At 53.7% G+C, this 18,825-nt stretch carries 17 protein-coding genes; 1 reads left to right on the forward strand and 16 read right to left on the reverse strand.

Annotation, left to right across the window (positions count from 1 at the left end; translation table 11 throughout):
- Positions 1 to 37 precede the first annotated feature (37 nt).
- The 10 genes from PUT07_RS35410 to PUT07_RS07385 all read right to left on the reverse strand — a co-directional run bounded on the left by PUT07_RS35410 (position 38) and on the right by PUT07_RS07385 (position 9,659).
- Positions 38 to 205, reverse strand: a complete 168-nt coding sequence (locus PUT07_RS35410) for an RAxF-45 family protein (RefSeq protein ID WP_379239639.1) — start codon at positions 203 to 205, stop codon at positions 38 to 40.
- Between the two features lie 466 nt (positions 206 to 671).
- A complete protein-coding gene (locus tag PUT07_RS07345; protein WP_274467173.1) occupies positions 672 to 1,574 on the reverse strand; it encodes a response regulator in 903 nt (300 codons plus the stop codon).
- A 5-nt stretch (positions 1,575 to 1,579) separates the two neighbouring features.
- Positions 1,580 to 2,890 carry a sensor histidine kinase gene (locus tag PUT07_RS07350; RefSeq protein ID WP_274467174.1) on the reverse strand — a complete coding sequence of 437 codons (1,311 nt, stop codon included), beginning with the start codon at positions 2,888 to 2,890 and terminating at the stop codon, positions 1,580 to 1,582.
- The gene (locus tag PUT07_RS07355) at positions 2,875 to 3,636 is read right to left on the reverse strand and encodes a TSUP family transporter (RefSeq protein ID WP_274467175.1); all 762 of its coding nucleotides are present in this window, start codon (positions 3,634 to 3,636) and stop codon (positions 2,875 to 2,877) included. The genes PUT07_RS07350 and PUT07_RS07355 overlap by 16 nt, the downstream gene beginning before the upstream one ends.
- A gap of 35 nt (positions 3,637 to 3,671) precedes the next feature.
- Entirely contained in the window at positions 3,672 to 4,322 is a 651-nt protein-coding gene (locus PUT07_RS07360; RefSeq protein ID WP_274467176.1) for an amino acid ABC transporter permease, read from the reverse strand.
- A gap of 10 nt (positions 4,323 to 4,332) precedes the next feature.
- Positions 4,333 to 4,983, reverse strand: coding sequence for an amino acid ABC transporter permease (locus tag PUT07_RS07365; RefSeq protein WP_274467177.1), 651 nt, complete (start codon positions 4,981 to 4,983; stop codon positions 4,333 to 4,335).
- Positions 4,984 to 5,046: 63 nt separating this feature from the next.
- Positions 5,047 to 5,919 (reverse strand): glutamate ABC transporter substrate-binding protein, encoded by an 873-nt coding sequence (locus PUT07_RS07370; protein WP_274467178.1) that lies wholly within the window; start codon positions 5,917 to 5,919, stop codon positions 5,047 to 5,049.
- A 30-nt stretch (positions 5,920 to 5,949) separates the two neighbouring features.
- Positions 5,950 to 6,678, reverse strand: a complete 729-nt coding sequence (locus PUT07_RS07375) for an amino acid ABC transporter ATP-binding protein (protein WP_274467179.1) — start codon at positions 6,676 to 6,678, stop codon at positions 5,950 to 5,952.
- Positions 6,679 to 7,010: 332 nt separating this feature from the next.
- Entirely contained in the window at positions 7,011 to 7,880 is an 870-nt protein-coding gene (locus PUT07_RS07380; protein WP_274467180.1) for an alkaline phosphatase family protein, read from the reverse strand.
- Positions 7,881 to 7,895: 15 nt separating this feature from the next.
- Positions 7,896 to 9,659: a glycoside hydrolase family 35 protein gene (locus PUT07_RS07385; protein WP_274467181.1), complete on the reverse strand. Its 1,764-nt coding sequence runs from the start codon at positions 9,657 to 9,659 to the stop codon at positions 7,896 to 7,898.
- 162 nt (positions 9,660 to 9,821) lie between these two features.
- Between PUT07_RS07385 and PUT07_RS07390 the strand changes: the two genes are divergently transcribed.
- Complete coding sequence (locus tag PUT07_RS07390; protein ID WP_274467182.1) at positions 9,822 to 10,724, forward strand: AraC family transcriptional regulator; 903 nt, start codon at positions 9,822 to 9,824, stop codon at positions 10,722 to 10,724.
- Between the two features lie 77 nt (positions 10,725 to 10,801).
- Here the strand turns inward: PUT07_RS07390 and PUT07_RS07395 are convergent, their stop codons facing one another.
- The 6 genes from PUT07_RS07395 to PUT07_RS07420 form a co-directional block, all read right to left on the reverse strand.
- Complete coding sequence (locus PUT07_RS07395) at positions 10,802 to 11,941, reverse strand: Ger(x)C family spore germination protein (protein ID WP_274467183.1); 1,140 nt, start codon at positions 11,939 to 11,941, stop codon at positions 10,802 to 10,804.
- Positions 11,938 to 13,008 carry a GerAB/ArcD/ProY family transporter gene (locus PUT07_RS07400; RefSeq protein ID WP_274467185.1) on the reverse strand — a complete coding sequence of 357 codons (1,071 nt, stop codon included), beginning with the start codon at positions 13,006 to 13,008 and terminating at the stop codon, positions 11,938 to 11,940. The genes PUT07_RS07395 and PUT07_RS07400 overlap by 4 nt, the downstream gene beginning before the upstream one ends.
- Positions 13,005 to 14,444, reverse strand: a complete 1,440-nt coding sequence (locus tag PUT07_RS07405) for a spore germination protein (protein ID WP_274467186.1) — start codon at positions 14,442 to 14,444, stop codon at positions 13,005 to 13,007. The genes PUT07_RS07400 and PUT07_RS07405 overlap by 4 nt, the downstream gene beginning before the upstream one ends.
- Before the next feature lie 54 nt (positions 14,445 to 14,498).
- Positions 14,499 to 16,784 (reverse strand): helix-turn-helix domain-containing protein, encoded by a 2,286-nt coding sequence (locus tag PUT07_RS07410; protein ID WP_274467187.1) that lies wholly within the window; start codon positions 16,782 to 16,784, stop codon positions 14,499 to 14,501.
- Between the two features lie 183 nt (positions 16,785 to 16,967).
- Positions 16,968 to 17,846, reverse strand: a complete 879-nt coding sequence (locus PUT07_RS07415; protein WP_274467188.1) for a carbohydrate ABC transporter permease — start codon at positions 17,844 to 17,846, stop codon at positions 16,968 to 16,970.
- Positions 17,847 to 17,865: 19 nt separating this feature from the next.
- On the reverse strand, positions 17,866 to 18,783 hold the full coding sequence (locus PUT07_RS07420; RefSeq protein WP_274467189.1) for an ABC transporter permease: 918 nt from the start codon (positions 18,781 to 18,783) through the stop codon (positions 17,866 to 17,868).
- Positions 18,784 to 18,825 lie beyond the last annotated feature (42 nt).

Raw genomic sequence — 18,825 nt, forward strand, 5'->3', positions numbered from 1 at the left:
AAATGCCTACGGCCTTCGCGGATTCATCCGTCTGAGGTTAAGGTAGGTGTCTTCTCGTGAGTTGTGGTACCGTATGAGTGAAAATGGACAGACTTCTCCCGTCGACGGCAAAAGCATGAACGATGCCAGCCATCGCGATGGGTAACTGGCTCACACGGTTGTTCACGAACTCTCGATTCATCCTACCTTCACCTCCTTTCGTCATATGTAGTAAATAGTACCATAACCATTGGTTAATTCGCAAGATGAGGATCACCCAAGTTGTTCTTCAAGCATACGTAAGAAAAAACGTTAGAGAAAATGCTTCCTGCCGGCTGCCTGTCCTTTAGGGTATGACGAAGACCGACAATTTCTTCTAGTCATAGCTAAGAACACTTCCAGCAGGGTTATTGAGATTTGAAACGGAAATACAGGCCCTTATTGGGGCCAACTCAGCGATTTTCAGCCTCTAAGCGGAAATACAGTGTCTTATTTGCCCCAAAAAGCTGACATCTTCGACCATCACCGCGCAATAGCGCATCTCATTTCCACCTCCCGGTCAAACAACTGTTTGGAGGCTTAATAACGCACCCTATTTCCGCCCCATTCTATTTTCAAGTAATGGGTAACCTTTCGGTCGCCGCAAACCAGCGGCTGCGGCTCCCACAGCCCTACATCTCAAAAAAACCGGGCTACTGCTCGCTGCGCATTTTGTCCATGACTTCCAAATGCAGAACCTGGAGAAATTTCTTAATATTGATCTTGCTTTTCTCCGTCTTCAAATTCTCATCGATTTCTTTCATCTTCGTGCGGACTTCCTGAAATTCGAAATACAGCGGCGCATAATGCTCGAACTTCGGATTGCTGTAATCCGTGAGCCCGATGCTGGCCAGATGGGTCAGCGCCGCCATGACCGCACGGCGAATCCGCTGCTCGGCGGCTTTCCCTTCCTTCTCCGCTTCGGCTTCCTTCAGCTTATGGCTGCGGGCCGCCGTCTCATACAGCTCCTTGAGCGGAGGAAGGCTGTCGCCCCGGTGATGCCGGACGAGATGCTCGACGATGTCGGTCAAGTCGCGGCTGCCGCTCTCCCCCACAATCCCCATATCCATCAGGATCGGCTGCATAATCTCGCGGACACTCCGCTTCTTGCGGGCGGCTTCCGGGGCTGCGCCAAGCAGGCTCAGCTTCGTTAACGATTGCTGAATCTCCTGCAGGGAACGGCTGATTTTCCACTGCTCGTTCACCTTGGAGAGCACCGCTTCCACTTCAATTTTGTTGATCGGCTTTTGAATATAATATTCAACGCCGGCTTGGTAAGCTTTGCCGATCATTTCCTTATTTTCTATCTGCGATATCATGACATATTTCCCTTGAAACCCCTGCTCCTTGAGCCGGATGATCGTTTCAATGCCATCCTGATCCGGCATCAACAGGTCGATGACGACGACATCGGGCGACGTTTCGAGCAGCACGCGTTCCCCCTCGATCCCGCTCCCCGCCGTTCCGACGACTTCGCCCAATCCGCCTTTTTCGATAATTTTGTGCAGCATCAGCCTGCTTACCGCATCATCGTCTACAATTCCGAATGACAGCATGATCTCTACGCTCCTTTTTTCAACGTATCGGTCAATAAGGTAATGACGAATGTCGTCTGAGCATCCGGCTCGTCTGAGCGCAAATGAATGTCGCCGCCCAAGGAATGCACAATATCCCGTACATGGGACAGCCCGATTCCGGTCGCGGCAAAGCCCTCCTGATTAAACTTGGTCGTATAGCCCGGTGCGAAAATCATCTCCCGCTCCAGCTCCGCAATACCCATCCCGGTATCCGATACGGTCAATATCGTTTCGGCCCCTTGCTCGCGTACACTGACATGAATCCGCCCATGTTCCTCGATCGCTTCCACAGCGTTGGAGAGCAAATTATTTAACACCGTTAACAAAGGGAGATAGTGATCCGAATCATAATCCGTTCGCAAGTCGGTCGTGAACTGAATGTGCTTGCCCAGCATACTGCTGTATCCGAGATTGGACTTGATTGCGAAATCCACAATCTCCGCCAGCCTCATGTCCGAGGCGAATTCCCGGTCGAACAGCTTGAGCAGGCCGGCAAGGATGCGCTGGGAATCTTTCTTCACTTCATGAATTTGCTGGGTAATCTCCAGTATCGTACGCGCGTAGCTTTTCAACCCCGAGCCGTTCACTTTTTCATATAAATTGTGGCTCTTGGCCGTTAATCCTTCGATCGTCTCCATGGACTTGCGCAGATAAAAGACTTCGCCGTACAGCCCGCTGTTCGTATTCAGCATCTGCTCCATACGCTTCTGCTGCTCGTTGTGAAGGACGCGCATCTGATGAATCGTCACACTGCTGTAGATGCCCACTACGAAGTAGCTTCTAACGAGCGCGATCACCGAGATATAGACCAGCTGCTCCGAAAATTTGTACGGCGTATCGAAGATAAAGCTGCGCGCCAGCAGCTCGATCTCATTTGACATGAGGTCAATAAGGGAAAGGAACAATCCAAGGACAAGGGGATGTGACTTCCCCAATCTCGGTTTCACCAGGCTCATTCCGGCAGCGAAAGCCATATAATACAGCATCGCAGGCAGATGAACCTGTATGCACCAACCGAGCGAAACCGTTCCGTGCATCGTAACGCCGTCCTCCAGGGAACGGAACAGGAGAACGGTCACCCCCGTGATGAGGCCCGTATACATGTAAGGCAAATGTTTGAGCAATAGCAGGCATAGAAGGAATGCGCTGCTGCCCAGGCCGATGCGAAACACTTCTCCGCTGAAAGGCGTGATTTTGAACTCTCCGGCAATCGCCGTCACGATCGCGATGAGAATCATTTGTAAGCCTTCGTTCTGTAAGCGTCTCAGCCGCTCACCCCCTACAGTAAATCCCATATCTGCTTTCCGATCAGGAGTATACAAACGGTCAAAAATAGTGGCCGAACATAGGCCGTCCCTTTGCGGATCGCCATACGCGATCCCAGGTAGGAGCCGCAGATCATGGCAATGCCCATGGGAATCCCGATTCCGTAATGAATCGAACCGAGGGCCATGAAAGTTGCCAGGCTGGCGATGTTGCTGCCGAAATTCAACACTTTGGCGTTGCCGGCCGCTTTCACGAAGTCAAAGCCCAGCATCAGAAATACAAATATAAGAAAGGAGCCTGTACCCGGTCCGAAAAAACCGTCGTAAAAGCCTAAACCGAAGGCTGCGCCCCCCATAAGCAGAGCGGTCTTGGTCGTGTAGCTGCGGAACGTGGAGCTCTCGCCCCAGCTCTTCCTGAAAATCGTATAGATCGTAATCAAGATCAGCATCACGACAACCAAAGGCCTCAAGAAGTCCGAAGGAACTTGCCGCAGCACCAGCGTTCCGCTAACAGCTCCCAATAAAGATAAAAGAAATAAGCCTTTCACCGCTTTGATATCGATGTGGCCCGAGCGCATGAAGGAAATGGTGCTCGTCAGCGACGACATGGTGCCGGCCAGCTTGTTCGTTCCCAGCGCGACTGCCGGAGGCAAGCCCGTTGCCAGCAGAACGGGCAGCGCGATCAGCCCGCCTCCCCCTACGACCGAATCGACGTAGGCTGCCAGGAATCCGCCCATAATGACGAACAGCAGCATTTCCCAACTTAAGTGTATCATGATGTCAATAACTCCTCTTCCTGCTCATAATTCGCCTAGACCATCTTCGCTTCCATCCTGCGCGCTGCGAGCGAAAGTGCGTAATTAACTGCAAAATACAGCACAGCCACTGCAAACAAGATCGGCAGCGTATAGCTATAGCTTTGTCCAATTACTATTTTCGCATGATGCATCAGTTCAGGCAAGGAAATAACGATGGCAAGCGATGTGTCCTTGAGCAGGGAAATGAATTGGCTCACAAGCGGCGGAACCATGCGCCGCAGTCCCTGCGGCATCACAATATGCTGCAGCGTTTGGAGGTAGCTGAGGCCGGAAGAACGCGCCGCCTCGATCTGCCCTTTGTCGATGGAGTTAAGCCCGCTTCGCACGACCTCCGCGATCATCGCGCCCTCGAACAGCGTCAGCGCGAGGATCGTCGCATTCATCGGTCCTAGCTTGATGCCGACGTCCGGCAGCGCGAACCGGGCGAAGAAGATGATGAGCAGCAGAGGCAAGTTGCGGATCAGCTCCACGATTACGCCCAGTACAGGCGAAATGACCGGCATCTTCGTGTACCGGATCGTCCCGACCACACAGCCGACGATAAAGCTCAGAATGATTGAAATCAGAGCGACTTTCAGCGTCATATAAAAGCCTTCAAGAATAAATCTCACATTATCCGGTGAGAAAGCATGTATGATATCCATTCGTTCCCGTTCACCCCCTGGCCAGCCTGCGCTCCAGACGCAGAGCGCCGTAACTTAGCGGCAGCGTTAAAATCAAATACAGCAATGCGACGAAAATGTACGTATCGAAAGTCGCATAGGTTTCACTGGCAACCTGATCGCCGAAGTACATCAGATCGAAGCCGGCGAAGACACCCAGCACCGACGAATTTTTAACGAGGTTAATAAATTGATTGCTCAGCGGCGGAATGACGATCTTGATCGCCTGCGGCAGCACGACATGGCGCATCGTTTGCGCGTAGGTCAAGCCGGAAGATCTCGCCGCCTCCGTTTGGCCGATCGGCACCGACATGATGCCGGCGCGAATCGCTTCGGCGATGAACGACGCCGTATACACCGTCAGTCCTAAAGTACCGCAAACGAAGCCGCTAAGCGTAATGCCCAGGGACGGCAAGCCGTAGAAAAACACGAAAACGACTAACAGAAGCGGAATGTTCCGAATGAACTCCACGTAAGCCGTCCCGAACCACTGCAAGGGCTTCACGGCGGAGATGCGGCAAATCGCGATGATCGTGCCCAGCACGAAGCTGCCGATCAAGGCGATGACACTGGCCCAGATTGTATTGACGAAGCCTTTCATGTAAATATCGATGTAATCCGTGAAAATGGAGATATCGGGCATCGGCTTATGTTCCCTCCTCATAGACAGAAGATGGGCAGCTTGCGGCCACCCATCTCATTCTTGTTATTTGGATGGCGCCTCGCCGATCCATTTCTTATAAATCTTGTCGTACTCACCGCTGGACTGCAGCTTCTTCAAGCTGTCGTTGACCGCTGTTTGCAGCGCTGTCTCGCCTTTCTTCATCGCAATGCCGTAAGGCTCATCCGTGAAAGGCTCGCCCACGACGACGAAGTTCGGGTCCTGTGCCATCATGCCGTAAAGGATCGCATTATCGGTAGTCAAGGTGTCCCCTTGCCCCGCTTTCAGCGCGCTGAACGCATCCTGGTAGTTGTCGAATTCCAGCACCGTTGCTTCCGGCGATTTGGCCTTGATGTTCGCCACCGATGTAGCGCCTTTGACCGCCAGCACTTTCGTGCCTTTTTTGACATCCGCCACACTCTTGATCGGGGAGCCTTTCTTCACCAGCAGGGACTGTCCGGCTTTGAAGTACACATCCGAGAATTCCACCTGCTTCTTGCGCTCATCCGTGATCGTCATCGTCGCCACGATCATGTCGATTTCTTTGTTGTCGAGCATCGGAATGCGCGTCTTGGACGTCACTTCTTTCAGCTCGATTTTCTTCTCGTCGCCGAGCAAGTCCTTGGCCAGCGCTTTGGCGATATCTACGTCGAAGCCTTCGACTTCGCCGCCGGTCGGATTTTTCAGTCCGAACAGCTTCGTATCGTATTTGACACCGACGACCAGCTTGCCTCTGCTCTTGATTTCATCCAGAACGGATGCTCCGCCTGCCGGCTTGGCGCTGCTCGGAGCCGTGCTGGCTGCGGCCGTACCGGCCGGCGAGCTGGACGCCCCGCCCGTGGAAGACGTCGAAGCGCAGCCTGCCAGTGCGAATACGGCGGTTAACATGACGATAAAATTCCATTTTTTTGAGATCATACGGTATCATCTCCCTATTGGTTATAAGTTCTAATGGCGAAGCACGCGGTTGAGAAACAGCTTCGCCCTTTCCTCTCGCGGGTTCACGAAAAACTGCTCCGGCGGAGATTCTTCGACGATTTGCCCTTTGTCCATAAAAACAACCCGGTCCGCCACCTCACGGGCGAAGCCCATCTCGTGGGTGACCACCACCATCGTCATGCCTTCGTGCGCTAGCGCTTTCATAACATCGAGCACCTCGCCGACCATCTCGGGATCGAGCGCCGAGGTCGGCTCGTCGAACAGCATGATTTTCGGCTTCATCGCCAAACCTCTGGCAATAGCTACGCGCTGCTGCTGGCCGCCGGATAGCTGGGACGGATAGCTCTGAGCTTTATCCCCTATACCCACCTTCTGCAGATAATACATCGCCGTCTCTTCCGCTTCTTGCTTCGATAGGCCGAGGACCTTCATCGGGGCGAGCGTAATATTGTCGATGACCTTCTTGTGCGGATACAGATTGAAATGCTGGAACACCATGCCGATATCTCTGCGCAGCTTGTTGATATCCGTCCTCTTGTCGCTAACCTTGAACTCGTTCACGACCAGCTCCCCGCTGGTGATGGTTTCGAGCCGGTTGATACAGCGGAGCAGTGTGCTTTTGCCCGAACCCGACGGTCCGACGACAACAACGACTTCTCCCTGCTTGATCCCCAATTCAATTCCCTTGAGCACATGAAATTCTCCGTAATGCTTCTCTACCTGCCGAAATGAGATCAACGGAACCCCCCCTTCGCTCTAAAAAGAACTTAACAATGTAAACTGTTTGTCATGTTAACTTACACTTGATGTGTTTAAATCTTATAGTCGAACTATGAAATCTTATACAATCCGACATGGAGATAAAAAATAAAGTATGGACACCAAGCGATTCTCTATGTGTTTAACCGCCTTGGGCAGGGGTGAAACAGGATTGTCCCTGGCGGCACTGAGACGAACTGTGCAACATCGTGCTTCGGCATCAAAAAAGACACCTTTACGATGCACAAAGTGCAAAGTAAAGGTGTCTCTCGCTCCGGCGGATCGGAGCGCTCACGGGCAGGGGGACGTGCCTACTCCAGCAGGCCCTCCGGCAGCTTGCCGTCCCAATCGCCCGGGATCGGCAGACCCAAGGCGTGCAAGGCGACAGCCGCCGTATCCATAATGGACAGGCCGGTTAAGTCCGCGGCCGGACGAATGCCGGGGCCCCGGCAGCCCCAGAAGATGGTCATATCCAGCGGGTCGTCGCTCCCGTGCTCGAACGGATCCAGGCCGCCGCCGCCGTGATCCGTCGTGACGATGATCAGGCTGTCCTCCAGCATCCCGGCTTCCAACAGCGCGCGGCTGATGTCGCCGATCTGCCGGTCCGCCCGGGAGATCGCCTGCAGATGATCCGGCGAGCCGTATCCATGCCGGTGCCCGGCGGCATCCGCATCGTCCAGCTGCACGAACAGCAGCTGAAGCCCGGGATTCGTCCGGATATATGCCGTGACGGCAGGAACCAGCTCTTCATCCGGAGCGCTGAATTTGCTGATATCCGGCACATCCTCGATAATGCCGGTGAGAATGGGCTTCCATGAAACGAAGGAAGCCATGACGCTGCCGGGCCGCGCCGTGCACAGCATGTCAAACAAAGATGGAACCGGGGAGCCCGCCGGGTAATTGGCATTATGCTGAATATGCAGATGGGAGCGATGCCGTTCCGGCGTTACCCCATGCAGCAGCGACCCCCAACACTCTCCGCTGTTGGACGGATAGACCGTCTGCGCTCCATACGTCTGCACGCCCCCTGCCAGCAGCACATCGATAATGGGGGTCGCCGCTTCCCGGACGAACGCCCCTGCCCCATCAATCCCCAGAATAATAACCCTTTGAATCGATTGATACGAGGAATCCGAGCGACTAGAGACGCCTGCTTCGGGCCTCATCTTCTTGTTTGTCATGTTCATCCCTCCGACTCATCCCAGATCGGGTGTATCCGACAGCTCAACAACCGGCTTCTCCGTACCGTGCAGCTCCAGAACGATGATCTCGTTAACTCCGTCCCGCAGCAGCGGAGCCGGCACGTACAGCGTGCGCTGCGGGCCTTCCGCCCAATAGCGCCCCAGATTAAAGCCGTTGATCCAAACGACGCCTTTGGTCCACCCGTCCAATCGAAGGAAAGTGTCTCCCCGTTCTTCTACCGTGAACGAACCGCGGTAGAACGCGGGACGCTCCACAGTCTGCTCGTCTCCCCGGTTATCTCCAGTGAACGGAATGGCGTCCGTATGATCAAGCGGCAGCGGATAGATCGTCCAGTCGAACAGAAATTGGTTGTTCAGACGCACACCTTCCGTTATGCCTTTGTAATCCCTCAGCTTCGGTCCGTAATTCACGCGTCCCATGTTCTCGACGACGATATCCAGCTGCGCGCCTTGGGCCGGAATGTCCACCTCCAGTGGACGCGGATTCCAGCGTTCCACGGTGCCTTGGCAGACGCCGTCCAGGAAAACTTGCGCGCGGTCGTGCACGTCCTGCAAGTGCAGCTTCTCGCCGGTACGCGGACCGGAGACGCGGGTCGAATACACGATGAAGCCATAGCTCTGACCTATCATCTCCATCGGTTCCGGAGAGGTGCGCCGGACCGGCTTGGCAAGCCGCTCCAGGCTGCCAAGCAGATCGGCTTTCTCCGATAATTGCACCGCGCCATAGTTCTTCTTCGGTTGAGGTGCCGGGAACGCCGGGAACTCACTTTCATCTTGACCCAAATATCGTGCAATGACGCTGCGGACGGCTCTGAACTTCTCCGTTTCATCTCCGCATTCGGATAGCGGCGAGTCATAGTCATAGCTGGTGATCGTCGCCTCGTACTTCTCGCCATAGTTCGCCCCGTTATAGAAGCCAAAGTTCGTCCCGCCGTGGAACATATAGAAGTTCACGGAGGCGCCTGCGCGCAGCATGCGGTCGAACACGTCCGCCACATCGCCCGCATCGCGCGTATGATGCGGCTTCAGCCAATGGTCGAACCAACCGTTCCAATACTCCATGCACATGAGAGGTTCGTCCGCACGGTATTCGCGGAATTTCTCGAACGCCTCCTCCGGTCTGGAGCCGAAGTTGACGGTAGCCAGGGTGCCGGGAACCGTCCCGCCCTGCAGCATCCCATCCTCGGGACCGTCGGAGGTGAATAGCAGGACATCGACCCCGCGCTGCGTCAATCCATCGCGCAGGTACGTTAAATAAGCGGTGTCGTTCCCATAGCTGCCATATTCATTCTCGATCTGCATCGCCACGATCGGCCCGCCGTTCGTGCTAAGCAGCGGCACCAGCCTAGGGATCAGCTCATCGTAGTAACGGTCTACTTTCTGCAGGTAGCCGGCATCCATGCAGCGCAGCTTCATATACGGATATTGCAGCAGCCAAGCGGGTAAACCGCCGAACTCCCATTCTGCGCAAATGTAAGGGCTGGGACGCACGATCACATGCAGCCCGAGTTTACCCGCCAGCGTTACGAAGCTTTCGAGATCGGCGATGCCTGCGAAGTTAAATTCGTTCTCCTGCGGTTCATGCAAGTTCCAAGGCACATAAGTCTCGACGGTATTAAAACCGCACGCTTGAAGCTTGAGCAGCCGGTCTTCCCAATATTCAGGCACAACACGGAAATAGTGAATGGCCCCGGACAATATTTGAAACGGCTTCCCATCTAATAGAAACTGTCGGTCTTTCGCTAGTAAAATAGCCACAATGATCCCTCCGGACGATGAATGCTGTTCGTTCTTGCGTTACATTCATCATCGCCGAAAGCCCTTCCGATCTCCATCCCCATATGTGTCATTTTCTATACCAAATGTGTTCTCTTGCGTGTTATGATGAAACAAATATACGTGAATCGGGAGGAACCGCCGGTGGAGGAATTATATCGTTTCCCCAATATTGTCAACACCCTGCAAGTGATAGGCTGCCACTTCGGTTTGAAGCCTTCGGGCTGGCACTATCCGCGGCACCACCATCATCTGTTCGAGCTGGTGTACTGCTCCCAAGGGGAGGTCGTGCAAGAGATGCACCGCGATGCGGTGACGATGAAGGCAGGCGATTGGCTGCTCATCAAATCCGGCGTCAGGCACCAGTCGACGAATCTTGCGGCTTCGGACTACGGCTTCTTCAACGTGCATTTCGATCTCGACGATCCGGAAATCCGCAGCCTGCTGGCCGCGACGCCATACCGGCTTATCCGCAGCGAAGCTGCCGGGCACAGCAAGCTGCGCTTCTACGTAGACGAGCTGGAGGCGGTCATGCGCCGCAATCGAGGCGAGCTCGGAGAGGAAGCGATGCCGGAGCCCTCCTTGCTGCGCTTCGAGGACAAGCTGCTGGTGCAGTCGTACACGCTGCTCATCATTCACGACGTACTCCGCCTGCTGCGGGAGCACGGCTCAACGAGCGTGAACCGTCCCGCTCCCGATAAAGATCCTTCGCTGTTCGCCGCCGATGTCGCTCACATGATCGAAGAGAAGCTCTCGCTCGGCCTATGCGAGGAGGCAACTGTGGCGGGGGTTGCGAAGGAGATGAATCTCAGCCGCAGCTGGTGCAGCAAGCTGTTCGCCAAGGTGTACGGCCTCTCCCCCCGCCAATACGTCAGCCAGCAGAAGCTGAAGCTGGCCAAGGAGCTGCTCGTCACGACGCATCTGCCGATGACGGAGATCGCGGAGAAGCTCGGCTTCCACTCGGCCAGCCACTTCTCCCGGCAGTTCCGGCGCTGGACCGGGCAGTCGCCGAGCGAATTCAAGCCGCGCCACCATACGACGCAATAACTACGCGCTTCGCCCGGCTTGTTCTGGCCGTCTCCCCCGGCCAACACATTGAAGAGGATGTCCGCCGGACATCCTCTTCAATTAATAATCCCGTGCGCTACGATTTCCACTTTCACGGCAACCTGGAAGTCCGTCTCCGGGTACGCCGTCTCCCAATCCAATCGCTTCCATTCCTGCGGATGCATAGCGATGAGATCCCGCCCGATGCCGAAGGCGTCGGAATGGGCCCGCTTCAGCAGCTTGCAGATGTCCTGAGCCTCCTGTGTGAGCAGCTCGGAGAACTTATCGTTCAGCCGCTCGATGGTCGGCCTGTCCAGAAGTTTGAATTTGGCGTATTCAATCACATTCGCTTTCAGCTTCAGCTGCATGTTGACCTGAATTTGCCCGGAAGGCAGAACCGTAACCTTCTTACTGCGTTTGGAGCTGGCGATACTCAGCGACAAGAAGTCTGTCGGTTCGCTCTTTCCCTCGGTTTTTTCTATTTGGCGGGTAAGCACACAAATCTTGCCCAGGCTACCGTTCATCAACAGAAATAAGGACGACTGCTCCGGGGTGAGGGCATAACCTGAATACTTGCGCTTATGAATCAGCGCCAAACCGTCAATAACAGCTTTGTCTTTATCCGACTCCTTCGATAGTCTGTTGCCCTTGCGGAGAATCGGAATGACGATATCCTTGCCTTGATCGTGAAGAGCCGGATAGATCGAATGCACGGTAACCTTCGGAACCATCGTCTCATATTGGGCGCTTTTGAGAATTTTGCGCAAATATTCCCCGGCTGTAGCGGAACCGATCCGATCCAGTTTGACCAAATCGGCTGCCGTACCGTGAACAATGGCGACTTTGGCAAGCATAGGATCGGTGGAACTGCGGAAGGTGGAATCAAGGATGCCCAAGAGATCGGTTTTGGCCAGCTTGTCGCTGATCAGCATCACTTGATTCTTGGAGGTGCCGATAGGGCCTGAGATTTGCAGGCCGATTTTCTTATACAGCGCGTCCTGCATGGTCGGACCGGAAGCGGAGAGCACTTCGTGAATCGGTACGGTTCGTTCTTCCCCGCCGGGCGATTGAATCGTTACCGTCGTGACGATTTCGTTGTTCTCATTCGTATCCAGTGAGGTTGCGTAAATCAGCTGCAAATTTTTCAAATCCGCATGATAATTGCACCCCGCGAGCAGCAGAACGGCAAACAAGCCGAAGAATCCCCGTCTTTTCATACTGCCGGCCTCCCTTTTTTGCCTCTCATCCATACGTACAGGAAAATAAGCATCGGCAGGCCGATGACGACATAACTTTCGTATTCGACGATTTTCTGAAGCCACAGGATGCGTTCCTCCGAGCGCCATAACATACCGGCCAGACAGATCGCCGGGGCCAGATAGTAGATGCTTCGCTTATGCTCATTGCGGTGAAACCAATAGCCCAGCCCTTTCCCTGCCGCGAACAGGTAACTGATCAAGGTAGCCGTCACCTTCACGAGCCACACCGAAAGGAAGATCAAATCCATCCGCTCCAGGAAAGGCAGCGCTATCCCGTTCAGGAAATAAGGCACCGGCTGCGGAATGAAGCTGAGCGATTCCGGACTGAAGTTCAAGAAGATCAGCACGACCACGACGAGGAAGAAAACCGTAGCCATGCCGTTAGCCCATAGAACGGGTGCGATCATGCTCTTCCCTTCCGTCTGTACGTCGGAGGCGACGACCAGGAACAGCTCGAAGCCGAGGAAGGAAATGATGGAGCTTTTGACTCCGGCCATAATCGCCATTAAGCCTTGCTGTCCGATCGGAAGCATATAGCGGTAATCCATCGTTTGAAAGCTAGTAAGCAGGAGCGCAATCATGACGACGAGCAGCAACGAGACCATGACTTGGTAGCGGGCAATGATTCGCAGACTCTCTCCGGCGAAGTAGAGGAACACCAGACAATTGGCTGTAAGAATCATCCACGGATCGGTGAAAGGCAGCACCCATAGCTCGACGAACACCATTTCCAGCAGCAAAATCACACACGATATGAAGATGAAATGGATCAGATAGATGGCATTGACCGCATTCCCGAGCCACTTGCCGAATATTTCCGGCATCATCGTATAGAGATTGTACCCCGGGTATCTTTTGCACAAAGCAATATAGACAAGAAGTATGAGCTGGACGACCGCTCCCGCCAAGATTACGGACATCCATCCGTCCACACCGGCGGATTCGTGCAGCACGTTCGGAAAAGACAACACGCCAATGCCTACCTGTGTCTGCAAAATAAAAGCAAATAGCTGCATTCGACTCATGACGCTCTCCCATCCTTCGCGCTGCGGCTGAACATTCGCTTCGGAAACTGAATGAGCGCAGTCAAGATGCGGCGGGGCTCAAAGGGGGTAAACGGATAAAAATACGGAACACCGAACGTTTCAAGCTTGCTCAAATGCATGAACAGCAGTGAAAAGCCGAACCCGATTCCGGCAAAGCCAAGCAGCAGCGCCGCAACCATGAGCGGAAAGGAGATCAGCCGAACCGCCAGGCGCATCTCATGGGAAGGTATGCTGAAGGAGGCGACAGCAGTCAAGGAAATGACGACGATCATCGTCGTAGATACCAACCCGGCGCTGACAACCTCGCTGCCGATCACGAGACCTCCGACAATGGACAATGTCGACGCAATCGGTTTGGGCAGCCGAATCGCCGCTTCCCGCAGCAGCTCCAGCACGGTAATCATGAACATGGCTTCGATAAGAGGATTGAAAGGGACATTCTCCAGCGAGGCTTTCAGTGAGAACAGCAGATCGATCGGCAGCACTTCGAAATGGTTGGATACGATCGCAATATAAACCGAGGGCAGCCCGATTCCGATGACAACGCTCAGAAGCCGCAAGAAACGAAAAAAAGTCCCGTTCCACCACCGGACATTGAAATCGTCTGCGACTTGAAAGAACATGAAGAACGTCACGGGCAGAATGACGGCGAAAGAACTGCCGTCCACGAGCAGGACGACCCGGCCCTCCATCAAATGAGCGGCTGTGCTGTCAGGCCTTTCCACATACAGCATTTGCGGAAACAGCGACCAGCGGCTGTTCTCCATCCGGTTCAGAATCTGTCCGGGCGATTTGATGAAGACGGCTTCATTCGTCATGAGCTTGGCGATGATCTCATCGACAATGGTCATCTCGGCGATATCGCTCATATACAGCAGCTTCACGGCAACAGGACTCTTCGCCCCCAGCGTAAAGTTCCGTTCAATGAGATTGGGATTCTTAAGCCGCCTATGAATTAACTGCATATTCATATCCGCGTCGTCGACGAAGCCCTCGTGAGAGCCGCGAATCACTTGCTCATTCTGCGATTCGGTGATGCTGCGCTCGATCGTCGCGCTCACATCGGCCAGAACGATAGCCGCGCTCCCATCCAGCAGAATGGCGCACTTGCCTTGCAGCATACCGTCGGCTGCCGCTTCCAGATCGGCCGCCGTCTCCATATCAAGGATCGGAAGAATATCCTGCAGCTCGCCCTCCGTCGACTGGAGCAGCGGCTTCAAGACATCGTTCTGAAGCTTGGCCCGGTCAACCGCTGCGTTCAAATAAAGAATAGCACCCTGTGCGCCATGCAGGCGAAATTCACGGGTGCGTACGTCATCGGAGGAATGAAAGCGTTCGAACAGCTTCTGCCTATTCGTATTCATCTCTACCGAGATCCGGGCCCCATCCTGAGGCAAATCCTGAGGCAAATTCATACCGCTTCCCCCCGTCTTGTCACTATACGGGTAGTATTTGCCATGATCTTCTTTCTATCCGTGCTCGCCTTTGCGGAATTGACCCGGTGTTATCCCTTCATAGCGCTTGAAAACGCGTATAAACATATTGCTGTTGGAGAATCCGACCTTCGTCGTGATCTCCGTAATCGTATCATCGGTGTCGAGCATCAGCCTTTTGGCGAGCTCCACCCGCTGCTTATTGACGTAGTCGATGAAGGTTTCCCCGGACTGCTCTTTGATGAAGCGCGATAAATACGGGGCATTCACTTCGAATTTCAGCGACAAGGACGTCAGGCTCAAATCCATATCCGCTAAATTGCCGTCGATATAACGCAATACGTGATCTTTCAGATTCGTATTGTGGCTTTTCTTTTTGGAATCGACGTATTCGCATACCGTTCTCAGAAACTTATAGATTTCATCCTCAATTTCCGCGAACGATTCGCACTGTGTCAGCTGTTTAATCAGCGCATGCTTCTCCACGGCCAGCTCGTTCGGCCCTTGATCCAGAGGCTCGATCGCCTTAAGAATCGTCCCGATCAGCTCGAACATGAGCAGCTTGCCGAGCTGCAGCGACAAGGTGCCGTCCGAGACGTTCGTCACGATCAGCTCACTGACCGCCTCCATCGCCTCTTCGTATTGTCCCGTCCGAATATGATTGATGAGCTGGCGTTCCATATCGAGCGGATAGTACAGCTCGTGCTTCGGACGCTTGATGCGGTCGAACGGAATGATCTGGCTGGGACCGATGACGAATTTATATTCGAGCGCCTCCAGCGCCTCGTCGAATCCATGCGGGATGCCGGCCAGCGTCGGATGAATATCCGAGATGCCGATCGTCAGCTGGATATAGAACTTCCCTTGAATGATCGCTTGCGCCTCTTGGGCGACTTCGATCAGATCCTGCTTCGCCTGGGCTTCATCCTCATGCTGGATATTGACGAGGAAAGCGACCATGCCGTCCACTTCCGTCGTGAACACCTTGTGCTTGCGCCCGATCAATTCCTCGGTAATGTTCGTCACAATATAGTACACATACTGCAGCTTGGATTCGGCATCACGCAAAGAGTTGTCGTTAAAGAGCTGCTCATAATCGCCGATATGAAACAGCAGCACTGCGAACCGGTTCGTGTCGAACTGCAGATCGAAAGAAGCGATTGATTGCGATAGCGCCGACCCGCTCTCTACACGCCCCTTTAGCAGACGCGCCAGGTAGTGGCTGCGCAGCACGTTCTGCTGCTTCCGGATCGTTGAGTTCGCCGTGTCCTGGAAGGCGGCGTTCTCGGACATGAAGGACTGCAGGAGCAGGAACTCGTCCTTAATGCCCTGCATGTTCGACTTCACCTTCGGCGACACCATATCCACCATGCGGCGAAGCGGCATATAATGCCGGCGGGTCAGCCAGACGGACATCGGTCCGCCGACGAAGATGCACATGAATAACCCCGCATAAATCCAGCTGCGCAGTTGGTCTACTTTCGCGGAATAAATTTTGGTCGGCACGATAGACACATATTTCCACTCGTTCTCCACCGAGGATACGTAGGAAACAGTCACCTCTTCCCGGCCCCATCGCTGGCTGAACGATCCTTCCGAGGCGGCAATTTGGGCATAATCGATATCGGGCACATGCTGGGATTCGCCCGCGACCATGAGCGGCTTATTGCTGGAATCCAGAATGAGCACCGTGCCGGCCTGGGCGAGCTGGATGTTCGAGATAGCCGCTTTAAGCCGTTCCGCATTCAGCATCACGACAAGCGTCGCCGGCGCCTCGTCGGCGTTCTGAATCGGCAGCGACTGCAAATATACCAAGTCGTTCTCGGCCAGCTGCAGGAAATTGCCGAAATAAATGTTCTCCACGCTGTGCTGCCATTTGTCGAACGTCAGGCCCGGATTGCCGGCGTGAAGCAATTGATACAGCAGCTCATCCTGATTCATTGTCGACGTGGTTACGGCGAAATGCTGTTTCTTCAGGTATACATACAGGTCCGTAATATCCCCGTTCGAGGCTGCATAGGATCGCAGCGACGTGATAAGATCGAGCGTGTCGATTTTCACTTGTGAAGAAGTAAATTCCGATTGATTGACGTATTTGATCACCTTCGGGTCCAATGAGAGCTGCAGACCCATTCTTTTGATATCTTTGAACTGGTTGTCCAGGGATTGCTTCACCTGATTAAGCAGCGCTTTATTGGACCGGATGACCTCCGAGCTCAGCAAATTTTGCGATTGAAAGAGCACCAGCATCGTGATCACGATGGGGATACAGAGAATGGTCAAATTCGAATATAGCCAGAAAAGAAATACGCTGCGCTTCATGAAGAAGCCCCTCCCTTACTCATGCTGTATGCGAATTATCCCATCTTCAGCCCCGCATGTACATCTACGATTTTTGCACGATCGTCTTTTTTTAGGTATATCCATGCTGCCAACGCCGCAAACCCAAATATCCCGCCCTCTTTTGGAATAACCAAAAAGAAGACAGGCCCTGGGATCATACTGCTATTCTTTAATCGCTCCGACCATTACGCCCTTCACGAAATACTTCTGCAGGAACGGATAAGCGATTAGGATCGGCAGGGTCGCGACCATGATCGTCGCGTATTTAATACTTTCTCCGATCGCTTGCGTATCGTTGGCATTGCCCGTTCCGGTCGTCATCGAGTCCGTGCTGTTCTGGACGAGAATTTCCCGCAGGATGAGCTGCAGCGGAAATTTATCCCGGTCATGCAGGAAAAGCATCGCGTTGAACCAGGAATTCCAATGGGCTACACCGTAGTACAGCACCATCACGGCAATGACCGGCATCGATAAGGGCACTACGATCTGGAACAAAATCCGCCATTCGCCCGCGCCGTCAATTTTGGCGGATTCCATCAGTCCCTCGGGGATCGCTTCGAACGAAGTCCGCATAATGATCAGGTTCCACGTCGAAACCGCGACAGGGATAATCAGCGCAAGGAAGCTGTTGCCCATATGCAGGTAATTGTTAATGAGCAGGTAGGTTGGAATCAAGCCGCCGCTGAAGTACATCGTAAAGACGATGGAGATCATAATGAACTTGCGGAGCACGAACTTCCTGGACAGCGCGTAGGCGCCAAGCGTCGTGAAAAACAGGTTAACCGCTGTACCCGTGATGAGGATCAGCAAGGTGTTCCCATATCCGCTCAAAATGTTCGGATTCGCGATCACTTTCTCGAACGCCGTCAAGTTAAACCCTAGCGGTCCGAGCAAAGGTCCCGTGTGCTGAATAAGCAGATTCGAATCGCTGATCGACGCCATGAACACGTAGTAGAACGGGTACAACGTACAGACGATAAGCAAAAGCATCAGAATGGCATTACCGATATCAAATAGACGCTCCGTGGCGCTTAGTTTCATTGTGAGTTCCTCCTGTCGGCTACCACAACCGGCTGCCTGAGAATCGGCGGGATATGCTGTTAGCGCTAATCAGTAGAATAAAGTTGATCATGGATTGGAAAAGTCCGACAGCCGTCGTATAGCTGTAATCATTCCCTTGAGCGAGCCCTTCCCGGTAGACGAAGGATGAGATCACATCCGCCGTTTCATACGTATTCGGGTTGTAGAGCAGGACGATCTTCTCGAAACCGACCTCCATAAGCCCCCCGATCCGCAGAATAAGCAGGATCATGATCGTCGGAATCAGTCCGGGCAGCGTGACGCTCCAAATTTGGCGGAAACGTCCGGCCCCGTCGACGCGAACCGCTTCATACAACTCCGGGTTAATCCCGCTGAGCGCAGCCAAGTAAATGATGGACGACCAGCCCAGCTCCTGCCAGATCGATGTGGAAACGAAAATGGTCCGGAAATTGCCGGCATCGTTCATGAGCGCAGAGTCCTGCCCGCCGAAAAACATAATGAAGGAATTCACAATACCGCCGCGGTTCGTAAAATCGATAATCAATCCGGAAATGACGACAATGGATATAAAGTGGGGCAGGTAGGAAATCGTCTGAACGATCGATTTGAACAGCTTCTGGCGAATTTCATTCAGCAGAATGGCGAGAATGATCGGCGCCGGGAAGCCGAAGACGAGATTATAGAAAGAGATCAGGAACGTATTGCGCAGTACGCGGAAAAAATAATAGCTTTGAAAGAAATCCTTGAAATGCTCGAAGCCTACCCAATCGCTGCCCCAAATGCCTTTGGCGGGACTGAAATCCTTGAAGGCGATCACAGCGCCGTACATCGGGAAATATTTGAAAATGAAAAAGTACAGCGCAACCGGCAGTACCATCAGGTATATGGCGCGATTTCTTCTGACGTCGTCGAGTAGAACCCGAATGGCATTCGCCATGGTCTCACTTCCCTTATGAGTGTGGTGAAACAGGGGAGACTC

It is taken from the genome of Paenibacillus sp. MAHUQ-63 (genome assembly GCF_028765165.1).
Lineage (GTDB): Bacteria > Bacillota > Bacilli > Paenibacillales > NBRC-103111 > Paenibacillus_E.

Excerpts from the sequence above, each read along its gene's own strand:
- PUT07_RS35410 (WP_379239639.1), bottom strand. The coding sequence starts at position 205 with ATGACGAAAGGAGGTGAAGGTAGGATGAATCGAGAGTTCGTGAACAAC.
- PUT07_RS07345 (WP_274467173.1), bottom strand. The coding sequence starts at position 1,574 with ATGCTGTCATTCGGAATTGTAGACGATGATGCGGTAAGCAGGCTGATG.
- PUT07_RS07350 (WP_274467174.1), bottom strand. The coding sequence starts at position 2,890 with ATGGGATTTACTGTAGGGGGTGAGCGGCTGAGACGCTTACAGAACGAA.
- PUT07_RS07355 (WP_274467175.1), bottom strand. The coding sequence starts at position 3,636 with ATGATACACTTAAGTTGGGAAATGCTGCTGTTCGTCATTATGGGCGGA.
- PUT07_RS07360 (WP_274467176.1), bottom strand. The coding sequence starts at position 4,322 with ATGGATATCATACATGCTTTCTCACCGGATAATGTGAGATTTATTCTT.
- PUT07_RS07365 (WP_274467177.1), bottom strand. The coding sequence starts at position 4,983 with ATGCCCGATATCTCCATTTTCACGGATTACATCGATATTTACATGAAA.
- PUT07_RS07370 (WP_274467178.1), bottom strand. The coding sequence starts at position 5,919 with ATGATCTCAAAAAAATGGAATTTTATCGTCATGTTAACCGCCGTATTC.
- PUT07_RS07380 (WP_274467180.1), bottom strand. The coding sequence starts at position 7,880 with ATGACAAACAAGAAGATGAGGCCCGAAGCAGGCGTCTCTAGTCGCTCG.
- PUT07_RS07395 (WP_274467183.1), bottom strand. The coding sequence starts at position 11,941 with ATGAAAAGACGGGGATTCTTCGGCTTGTTTGCCGTTCTGCTGCTCGCG.
- PUT07_RS07400 (WP_274467185.1), bottom strand. The coding sequence starts at position 13,008 with ATGAGTCGAATGCAGCTATTTGCTTTTATTTTGCAGACACAGGTAGGC.
- PUT07_RS07405 (WP_274467186.1), bottom strand. The coding sequence starts at position 14,444 with ATGAATTTGCCTCAGGATTTGCCTCAGGATGGGGCCCGGATCTCGGTA.
- PUT07_RS07410 (WP_274467187.1), bottom strand. The coding sequence starts at position 16,784 with ATGAAGCGCAGCGTATTTCTTTTCTGGCTATATTCGAATTTGACCATT.
- PUT07_RS07415 (WP_274467188.1), bottom strand. The coding sequence starts at position 17,846 with ATGAAACTAAGCGCCACGGAGCGTCTATTTGATATCGGTAATGCCATT.
- PUT07_RS07420 (WP_274467189.1), bottom strand. The coding sequence starts at position 18,783 with ATGGCGAATGCCATTCGGGTTCTACTCGACGACGTCAGAAGAAATCGC.